We start from the raw sequence: 10,044 nt of genomic DNA on the forward strand, positions 1-10,044 counted from the left end.
TATTCCGGTAAAGCCGGCTGTCGATCATCCTTGGAGAAAATTTCAATATTCTAAAAATTAACAAAATTGTCCAAAGCGGACATTTTTATTTCCCGCAAAAGCGGACATTTCTATTTCCTCTTTACATTATCCCAAAAAAAATAGACAAAGACCCTAAAAAATGCTATACTTATAACATGAGTTACGGAAAATGCTATTTTTGCATCATAAAATGACTCTTTTGAAAGACGGGTGGCCGTCTTTTTTGTTAGAAAATAATAATTTAAGCTAAGAAAATGGAATTTGGACAACAAAATTTTAATGCTGGATATGGAGAAAAAGGCAATAGAAAATATGGCGCTAATGAACGCAGCAATAAAGATGGTTATTCAAAGGAGTTTGAAAGAAAATCACTAAAAGCTGATACGGAAGAAGAATATACCGAAAAAATGTGGGAGGAAGACAAAAAATATCTTGACGAATGGTTGGAATACGAGAGAAAGAAATCCGAATGGCTAAAAGAAAAATTGGAAGAAGAGAAGAAAGTAAGAACAGAAATAGCTGGATCTGATTTTGAAGAACGAAAGAGAATTCTCGATTGGTTTGGCAACAGCTCAAATGGATTATACGATCAATGGTCAGACAAAATGAATAAAATATTCGACGAGAAATCTAGGATTAACGAAGTGTATTTCAATAAAAAATTCAATATATATGGAAATAAAAACGAGGAAAAAATAAAATCAGAATTCGAAAATTTATATGATAATCTTTACAGAAAAGTTGAATATCAAAATTTTTCCGATATTAAAAATAAGAGCTATGCGGATAAAGCAAAAACTTTTATATTATTATTAGAGAGTCTTAAAAATGGAAGCCTTGGATTTACTGCTTGGCAAGCAAAGCTTGAAATGCTCAAGGATTTTCAAAGAAGAATTGATATTTTTTTAAGAGAAGTGGAGGAAGAAAGAAGGAGGCAGGAAAGTGGAGGCGCCAATGGAGAAAAAGGGGCTGGGGGATCGAGTGAAAAAAGTCAGGAAAAAATATGCCAAAAATGCGGAAAAGCCAATGGAATAAATGCCAACTTTTGCGGATATTGCGGTAATCTACTTGGAAAATCGAGAGAACAAGAAGAAACTGGAAAAAAAGAGAATGCTGACGATATTGCATGCAGAGAGTTAGGAATAACAAAAAATGAGCATGAATTCATAACAAGAGGAGCAACAAATTTTAGCAACGCAGAGCTTATCAGACTAACACTCAAGGTTTTGGGCGCGAGCGATGAAAGCAAGATTAAGGACTCCTATAGGAAATGTGCCATGGAATGGCATCCGGATACTAAAAATACAAGATATGGAATAGGAGTAAGCGAGACTAAATTTAAAATAGCCAAAAACCTATATGAAGAATATAAAAAACGTTTTGAAAAAAAATAAAATATTGATAAAAATATGGAATTAGAAAAAAAATCAGAAACTAATCTTGAGAAAAAAACTGAGACTCCTGAAACTGGAATTGAATCGTCTGGAAAAGTTTCGACTTTCGAAGATCTTGAAAGAATAGGAAAGGAAAAAATGGCAGATGGAAAAGCTGTTTCAAGCGGAATGGAAACGGATGGGAGAATGGGAATAGATAATGGAAATCAAACGATTAAACTTTCTTCTCAGGAAAAGAAAGAAGAAATAAATAACAGAGTCGAAGAAAATATTGAGCGGATAGGCAAGAGCGCCTCGGAAGCTTTTGATGAATTATCAAAAGAATTAGAGGGGATGCTTATTGAAAAAATTGCTAATAAAAAAGGAAGCAGAGAAGAGATTGATCAAAAACTTAAAAGATTGGAAGAGTTGGGAGAAGAGTCGAGAGAAGAGGGAAGAATTAAACATGAAGAGGAAATGAAAAAAATTCAGGAAGAACACGAAGAAAAAATTAGGCAAATGAAATCGGAAGAAGAGGAATCCAATCGGCGCATTGCAAGCGCACAAGAAGCTCAGGAAAAAGCAATGTTTGGCGGAAGAACTCAAGAAGAGGCAGAGGATTATATTGAAAAAACAAAAAAAGAAATGGAGCAGAAGGCGTTGGATTCTATTAAAACGGCAAAAAAAGCTGGTGGAAAAACGGAAGAAGAATGGAGGGAAGAATTAAAAAAGAAAGATGAAGAAATGAAAGCGCTTCATCAACAACAGCTCTCAGAGCTTAAAAAATCATCAGATGAGTCGATTGAAAGAGCGAGAAAAAAAGCAGCGGACACAATTAGGGAAATGCAAGAAGGAATGGGTTTAAAGCAAGAAGGAGAAAAAGTTAAGGTCAAAGTTTGCCCTAAATGCGGAGTAGAAAGCGAAATAAGCGCTAATTTTTGTGGATCTTGCGGAAGTAAATTAGAAAGTTCTAAAGCGGAAGTTGCGGAAAGTTCAGCAGAGAAAATTAAGAAAGCGCAGAATTTTCCCGAATTATTCCAGGCTTTGCGGGAGAGAGGTTCTGTGAAAAATCCATTCAATGCCGATGCAAAGATGATTGATCCGGAAATGGCTATAGAAGTGATAAAAGGTCAATTTAACAGAGATCCAAGAAAAGTTGTGGAGGAAATTAAACAAGGAAAGCTTTTGTCATTTCTCTCAGGGGATGGGGTTAATGACAAAGTTTCAGAAATATTTCAAAGAGCTATATAAATAATAATTTAGAAAAAATGGATCAGAAAGAAATTGAAGAAAGAGCAAAAAAAATTGAAGAAAGTTACAATAATTATTTAGCCAAAATCGCTAAATTAAAGAAGGAACAAAATAAAATTTTGGAAGATTTTATTCATGAATTAGAAAAAGCCAAGATCGAGGAGCTGAGAAGCAAATTAAATTAATTAGAAATTTTCAATGCATAGTTTTGACATACCGAAAAATAAAATCGAAGCAGGGAATAAGGAAGAAAAATTTAAAAAAATCGTCGCTGATCTTTTTGAAAGGGGATTGGATGATGAAAATTGTATTGGATTTCATGGAACAAGTCTTGAATCGATTGAATATTTAATGAAAAACGGACATCTGCCTGGGCAAGTTGAAAAAGATGAAAAGTATGGATATGGAAAGGGAGAGTTTTTCTTTTATCCAAAAAGCGAGGTTTTTCCCGGAAAAGAAAGCCCTTTTAAAGAAGAATTTGAAAGCGACAAAGATATTATGGAGCGCGCTGAAAGTTATGCCAATGTTCTTGCCCAAACCCATTATATAATAGCAAAGCTTGAATTAGATTTGGGAAATCCGAAGCATCAGTACATTGGAAGAGTCTTGCAGCTAGGATTATCCGATGAAGCAGAGGATATGATTGATGATTTTATTAAAAAGGGAAAAACAAAAAAAGAAATATATAAAATATTAAATGAATCAAAAAATAGAAAAGGAGTTGTTATTGGTATCGATAAGAAAGTTTTTGACGGTTTTCAATGCAAAGTAGGACATCCCAGCGATGAGGATGGAAATTATCTTCATATGAATTGCGCAACTGGAATGGACATAATTTTTATTACAGGGATAGAACCAATGGGACAACAGGAATGGGATTATTTGACCGAGCTTCAAAAAAGATCAAATGTAGGTACATAATATTGACTTTTGGCTCGAAATGCGCTATAATTACGGTATAGTGTTGTGGAAAGGTGCAAAAAAGAAGCCAAAACAGGGTGTTTCGCGGGTGAAACGCTTTTTTATTTTACTTTATTTAAGCTATTTTTATGAAATTTGTAATCAAGAGACAAAATGGAATAATTTCCCTTGTGGCTGGAATAACCCTGGCGTTTTTTGCTTTTTCCCATATCGCATTGGCCAGCGAGATTAATAAAGATTCTATTATCCAGTTAGTCAATAAATCCAGAACTGAAGATAACGTCGAAGCTCTGTCAGAAAACGAAAATCTTGATCAAGTTGCCAAAGACAAACTCGACGATATGATTAAGAATAATTATTTTGCTCATACTTCTCCAAGCGGAATTACCCCATGGTCTTGGTTTGAAAAAAATAAGTATGATTATAAATATGCCGGGGAAAATTTGGCTTTGGGATTTTCTTCTGTGGAAAGTGAGCATCAAGCCTGGATGAACAGCCCGACTCACAAAAAAAATATTTTAAATCCTAATTATAAGGAAATCGGCGTGGCGGTAGGAAAGGGAATTATTGACAACAACCTCGTGATTTTAGCAGTACAGGAATTTGGATCTAGGGCGGAAAGCGGAGTTATCAAAGAAGAGGAAAATAATCTTTCCGATGATAAATCAAAAAAGTTGCTTGAGGAAAACAAAAAAGAAAACAAGGGGATTGTTTTAAACACTGAGAATTACGGATCGGATAATAGAGGAAGAAATATCTCCGGTGAAAATAAATCAGGTTCAAAAATAGATTTTTCCAAATTTAAAGATATGTTACTTCAGGACAGAGGATTTTTGGGGAAATTAAGCTGGGTCTCATTAATTGTAATTTTGGTTATGTGCATAACTGTCAATATTTTGATCACGCTAATGATGGCCTTCCATAATCTAATTATTTATTTGAGGAAGGACCAGGATATTTTTAAAGCGGTGCACGGCCTTCTGGTGTTATTGCTAGTAGGATCTATTGTTTTCAGATAATCAAGATTTTAAATAAAGAAAAAACAAAAACAAAATAGAGAAAAAACAAAAAATAAAAGGCAAAATTCTTTGTCTTTCTCCCAAGAGGAGAAATAAATAGCAAATTTAATCCCGACTCGATCGGGATTTTTGCTATTTCTACAAATCTACAAATCAAATACAAATATACAAATGTACGAATATTTCTTATCTTTTTTTGAGTATATTTTCTGTATGAGTTTAAAATATTTGTAAATTTGTAGCAGATTTGTGGATTTGTAGTTCTCTTGAAATAACCAATATATTAGGTTATACTATCAAATATGGAATATTTTGAAATTATTGGCGGGAAAAAGCTAAAAGGCGAGATTGAAGTGAGAGGGTCGAAGAATGCAGCTACTCCCATTCTGACTGCTTGTCTTTTAACTAGAGAAAAATGCGTCATTTCCAATATCCCTCTGATTGAGGATGTTTTTCGGATGATTGAAATTATTGAAAGCTTGGGAGCGAAAGTTTTTTGGAAGGGGAAAAGAATAATCGAAATTGAAGCGAAAAATGTCGATGCATCTAATTTAGATCTGAAAGCAGTAAAAAAACTTCGCTCTTCAATTTTTCTTCTGGGAGCGCTTTCCGGAAGGCTGGATAATTTCAAGATTCCTTATCCGGGAGGATGTGTTATCGGGGCGAGGCCATTGGATACCCATTTTGATGCGCTTTCAAAAATGGGAGTTAAAGTAAGAGATAAGAAATTTGAGATAGAGAAAAATAAAAATGAAAAAATAAATTGCTATGAAGTTGATGCTTCTGGAAGAAAGAATATTAATATCGTGCTCAAGGAATTTTCTGTTACTGGAACAGAAAATGCAATGATGCTGGCGGCTTCTATCCCTGGAAAAACAGTAATTAAAATTGCAGCCACGGAACCGCATGTCGAAGATTTGGCTAATTTTCTCGTTAAAATGGGGGCGAAAATAAAAGGAATAGGAACGCATACTTTGGAAATTCGGGGAACAAAAAAACTTCGAGGAGCAAGGCACATTGTCATACCTGATGCCAATGAAGCAGCCACGTTTTTGATTATGGGAGTAGCGGTTAAAAGTCCAATTATTGTGAAAAACGCTCGGGAAAATGACCTGGATTTGGTTCTGGAAAAACTGCGGGAATTTGGAGCTGATTTTAAAATAGGAAAGAACCAGATTCAAGTAATTCCTCCGAAAAATATTAAAGCAGTTTTGAAGGTTGATACTAGGCCATATCCGGGAATTCCAACCGATGTTCAAGCGCCTTTTGGAGTTTTGGCAACTCAGGCCAAGGGAGAAACTTTTATTCACGATTCTTTGTACGAAGGGAGATTTAATTATATTTCCGAAATAGAAAAAATGGGAGCGAAAGCCAAAGTTTTGGATGTCCATCGGGCGATTATTGAGGGTCCAACCAAACTCAAAGGGAAAAATATTATTAGTTTTGATCTTCGCGCCGGAGCATCTTTAATAATCGCGGCTCTTGTAGCTGAAGGCAAGACGACAATAAGAGAAATTTATCAGGTAGACAGAGGATATGAACGCATTGAAGAAAGATTATCAAAGTTAGGAGCTAATATAAAAAGGGTTAAGAGCTAGTTTATTCATATAAAGTCCGTAATTTTCAATTTTCAATTTACAATTTTCATTCAATTTACAATTTTATAATTTTTAAAAATTAAAATTGATAATTGATTCATTGAAAATTTATTGTAAATTGATAATTGATAATTGAAAATTGTTCATGTTTATTAGAAAAATCGGAATTGATTTAGGAACTGCCAATACTCTTGTGTTTGTTCCCGGGAAAGGAATAGTGGTGAATGAACCGTCAGTGGTGGCGGTTTCTTTAGCTGAAAACAAAATTTTGGCTGTTGGCAATAACGCTAAAGAAATGTTGGGAAGAACTCCGGATAGCATTGTTGCTAGTCGTCCGATGAAAGACGGTGTAATTGCAGATTACCGGGTTACAGAAGCGATGTTAAAATATTTTATTAATAAAGTAAGCGGGAAAGTACGTTTTTTAAAGCCGGAAATTATGATATCTATTCCCGCCGGGGTTACTTCGACAGAAAGGCGAGCTGTGGTTAATGCAGCTATTAAAGCCGGAGCAAAATCAGCCTATGTTGTCAAAGAACCTCTCCTGGCAGCGATAGGAGCTGGTATAGCGGTCCACAATCCTCAAGGAAACATTATTATTGATATCGGAGGAGGAACTTCTGAAATAGCGGTTATCTCTCTTGGAGGAATCGTGGCGGCTCATAGCGCTCGTGTTGGAGGAAACAAGCTCGATCAGGCAATTTCCGATTATATTAAAAGGAAATACGGATTAGTTATCGGTGAAAGAACGGCTGAGGATGTTAAAATTTCTATCGGTTCTGCTATTGCCCAGGTCAAAGAAGAATATATGGAAATAAGAGGACGGGATTTGATGGGAGGACTCCCAAGGATTGTCAAAATATCATCCAATGAAATAACGGAAGCGATTCAGGACGAACTTAGAGAAATAATCAATGCAATTAAAAAAGTTTTTCAGGAAACTCCTCCGGAACTGGCGGCGGATGTGATTGATAAAGGAATGGTTCTTTCCGGCGGCGGGGCGCTCCTTCGAAATTTGGATCAACTTATCACAAAAACAATTGGCGTCCCATGCTATGTGGCTGACGATGCGCTATTTTGCGTGATAAAAGGAATCGGAATTGCTCTTGATAATTTGGAAGTTTATAAGAGGACAATAATGATGACAAAGTAGAATTTTTAAATTTTATAATTTTTAATTTTGTAAATAATTTCTAATTTTTAATGTTTAAAAATTTAGATTTAGGATTTATTTAAAAATTACAAAAATTAAAAATTAAAAATTATTATGCTGATCGGGATAGATGCATCTAGAGCTTTCATAAATAATCGCACCGGCATCGAAGAATACTCTTATCAAGTGATAAAAAACCTGAGAGACAAATTGAAGAGTCATCAGGTTGTTTTATATGTAAGACGGAGTCAAAAGTCAAAAGCTGAAAGTCAAAAGCTTCCGGAGAACTGGAGAATTAAAGTTGTAAAATGGCCTTATTTTTGGACTCAAATAGGATTATCGCTAGAGTTATTATTTTATTCTGTCGATGTATTATTTGTTCCGGCGCATACGATTCCGTTCGTACATCCCGATAATACGGTAGTCACAATACATGGCCTGGAATACGAGTTTTGTCCCAATGCCTATTCTTTTTGGGAAAAGATTTATATGCGATGCGTGATTAAAAATTCCTGTCAGTGGGCGAAGACTATCATAGCAGTGTCTAATAATACTAGAAATGATCTGATGAAGTTGTATGAAGTTTTGCCGGAAAAGATTAAAGTTATATATGAGGGCTATGATAGCAATTTTCAATTTTCAATTTTCAATTTTCAATCAAATTCCAATGACAAAAGTTCTAAATTAAAACCATGCTTGCTTTTTATCGGGAGACTCGAAGAGCGAAAGAATATTTGCGGAATTGTTAAAGCTTTTGAAATATTAAAAGAAAAATATAAAATTCCGCATAAATTGATTTTAGCGGGAAATCCCGGTTTTGGTTTTAATAAGATTAAATACGAAATACAAGTTGCGAAATACAAAAACGATATTATTTTAAAGGGATTTGTGCGCGACGAGGAAAAGTATGAATTACTTAGAAATGCGGAGGTGTTCCTGTTTCCCAGTTTTTATGAAGGATTCGGTTTGCCGATTTTGGAGGCGCAAAGCGCCGGAACGCCGGTCGTGACGTCGAATATTTCCTCAATGCCGGAGATAGCTGATTCTTCAGCGATTTTGATAGATCCGAACAGTCCGCAAGAAATTGCGAAAGCGACATATGAGCTAATTTCGGAGGAAAAGTTGAAAAATGATATAATAAATAGAGGTTTGGAAAATGTTAAGAGGTTTAGTTGGGAAAAATGCGGGGAGGAAGTTAGCAACTTAATAATGGATAAAAAATAAGGAGCAAGTCAATGACTCACTCCTTGAATACTTCTATCGTTTATTTGTGTTCCTTATTCCATCTTCTCGCTCTCGCTTGGTAATTTTTGTTCGACGGATCGCCTACTCTCCTTCCGCAACATGGGCAATCGGAGTATTTACCGGAGTATGTTGCCTTCGAAACATCAGTTGTTTCGTGGCTTCCACACACAGAACATTCAACAACCTGAGTTTGTTGTATCCCTCCTAGCACAATTCACCTCCTAAGAACTAGATTTTGAAACATTCATGTTTCATATTAATGTATAACATCTATGCAAAAAAGTCAAGATTTTAAAATAGCCATTGTGCATGACTTTCTGGTCCAGTATGGCGGGGCGGAGAGGGTTTTGGAAGTGATGGGAGAGATGTTTCCGGAGGCGCCGATTTATACCTTACTGTATGACCGAGAGAAAATGGGTGATAAGTTTGTCAAAAAGGAGATTAGAACTTCTTATCTTCAGAAATTTCCGAAGTTTTTACGAAAAAGATACCAGTGGCTCTTGCCATTCTTCATGATTGTTCCGGAAACTTTCGATCTTCGCGAATTTGATTTGGTAATTTCATCGACTGGAGCATGGAGTAAGGGAATTGTGACTAGGCTTAATACCGTTCACATTTCATATCTTCACTCGCCGATGAGATTTGCCTGGGAACTTTCGCACGGATATATTAGAGGATTTTTTTCTAGATTATTGCTCAGCTATGTTCGGATGTGGGATAAATTAGCCTCAGAAAGGCCGGATTATCTGGTTGCCAATTCTCGCTATACTCAAGAAAGAATTCAGAAATATTACAGAAGAGAAAGCATTGTCATATATCCTTCGGCATTTGATGAATCACGAATTATGAATTATGAATCAGGAAAGCCGGAAACAAATAAGAAGTATTTTTTGATTGTTTCTCGTTTGTCTCCGTATAAAAAAGTGGATTTGGCGGTGGAAGCTTTTAATAAATTAGGATTGCCGTTGATAATAATCGGCGAAGGAAAACAGAGGAAGTATCTGGAAAAAATAGCTAAGAATAATATAAAGATATTAGGTTGGGCTTCCGATAAAAAATTATCTGAATATTATGCAAATGCCAGGGCTTTTATCTTTCCGGCGGATGATGATTTTGGAATGACGATAGTCGAAGCGATGAGCTATGGCGTGCCGGTAATCGCTTATCGAAAAGGAGGAGTGCTGGAAATTGTGGAAGAGGGCAAAACCGGAGAATTTTTTGATGCCCAGACCCCGGAAGTTTTGGCGGATGGAGTGAGGAGATTTATTGAAAAAGAAAGCAGCTATGATAAAGCGGATATTATTAATAGAGCTAAAGAGTTTTCGAAAGAGAGATTTAAGAGAGAATTAGGTGCGTTTATAAACAAAGTCTTGTAATTTTCAATTTTCAATTTTCAATTTACAATCAATTTTCAATGACTAAATTTCCAAATTTTGAAAATTGTTAAATTGTAAATTCAATGA

General features: G+C 35.4%; 9 protein-coding genes. All 9 read left to right on the plus strand.

Annotated features, from left to right (window positions below; genetic code table 11):
• Positions 1-275 precede the first annotated feature (275 nt).
• The 9 genes from WC906_04270 (at position 276) to WC906_04310 (ending at position 9,957) form a co-directional block, all read left to right on the plus strand.
• A complete protein-coding gene (locus WC906_04270) occupies positions 276-1,415 on the plus strand; it encodes a DnaJ domain-containing protein (protein MFA5777629.1) in 1,140 nt (379 codons plus the stop codon).
• A gap of 15 nt (positions 1,416-1,430) precedes the next feature.
• Complete coding sequence (locus WC906_04275; GenBank protein MFA5777630.1) at positions 1,431-2,645, plus strand: hypothetical protein; 1,215 nt, start codon at positions 1,431-1,433, stop codon at positions 2,643-2,645.
• A gap of 17 nt (positions 2,646-2,662) precedes the next feature.
• A complete protein-coding gene (locus WC906_04280; protein MFA5777631.1) occupies positions 2,663-2,830 on the plus strand; it encodes a hypothetical protein in 168 nt (55 codons plus the stop codon).
• Between the two features lie 13 nt (positions 2,831-2,843).
• Complete coding sequence (locus tag WC906_04285; protein ID MFA5777632.1) at positions 2,844-3,566, plus strand: hypothetical protein; 723 nt, start codon at positions 2,844-2,846, stop codon at positions 3,564-3,566.
• Between the two features lie 128 nt (positions 3,567-3,694).
• Positions 3,695-4,585, plus strand: coding sequence for a CAP domain-containing protein (locus WC906_04290; protein MFA5777633.1), 891 nt, complete (start codon positions 3,695-3,697; stop codon positions 4,583-4,585).
• 302 nt (positions 4,586-4,887) lie between these two features.
• Positions 4,888-6,183, plus strand: a complete 1,296-nt coding sequence (gene murA / locus WC906_04295; GenBank protein MFA5777634.1) for a UDP-N-acetylglucosamine 1-carboxyvinyltransferase — start codon at positions 4,888-4,890, stop codon at positions 6,181-6,183.
• Between the two features lie 145 nt (positions 6,184-6,328).
• On the plus strand, positions 6,329-7,336 hold the full coding sequence (locus WC906_04300) for a rod shape-determining protein (protein MFA5777635.1): 1,008 nt from the start codon (positions 6,329-6,331) through the stop codon (positions 7,334-7,336).
• Between the two features lie 114 nt (positions 7,337-7,450).
• Positions 7,451-8,560, plus strand: coding sequence for a glycosyltransferase family 1 protein (locus tag WC906_04305; GenBank protein MFA5777636.1), 1,110 nt, complete (start codon positions 7,451-7,453; stop codon positions 8,558-8,560).
• A gap of 293 nt (positions 8,561-8,853) precedes the next feature.
• The gene (locus WC906_04310) at positions 8,854-9,957 is read left to right on the plus strand and encodes a glycosyltransferase (protein MFA5777637.1); all 1,104 of its coding nucleotides are present in this window, start codon (positions 8,854-8,856) and stop codon (positions 9,955-9,957) included.
• Positions 9,958-10,044 lie beyond the last annotated feature (87 nt).

Source organism: Parcubacteria group bacterium (assembly GCA_041657845.1).
GTDB lineage: Bacteria > Patescibacteriota > Minisyncoccia > Moranbacterales > JAKLHP01 > JAKLHP01.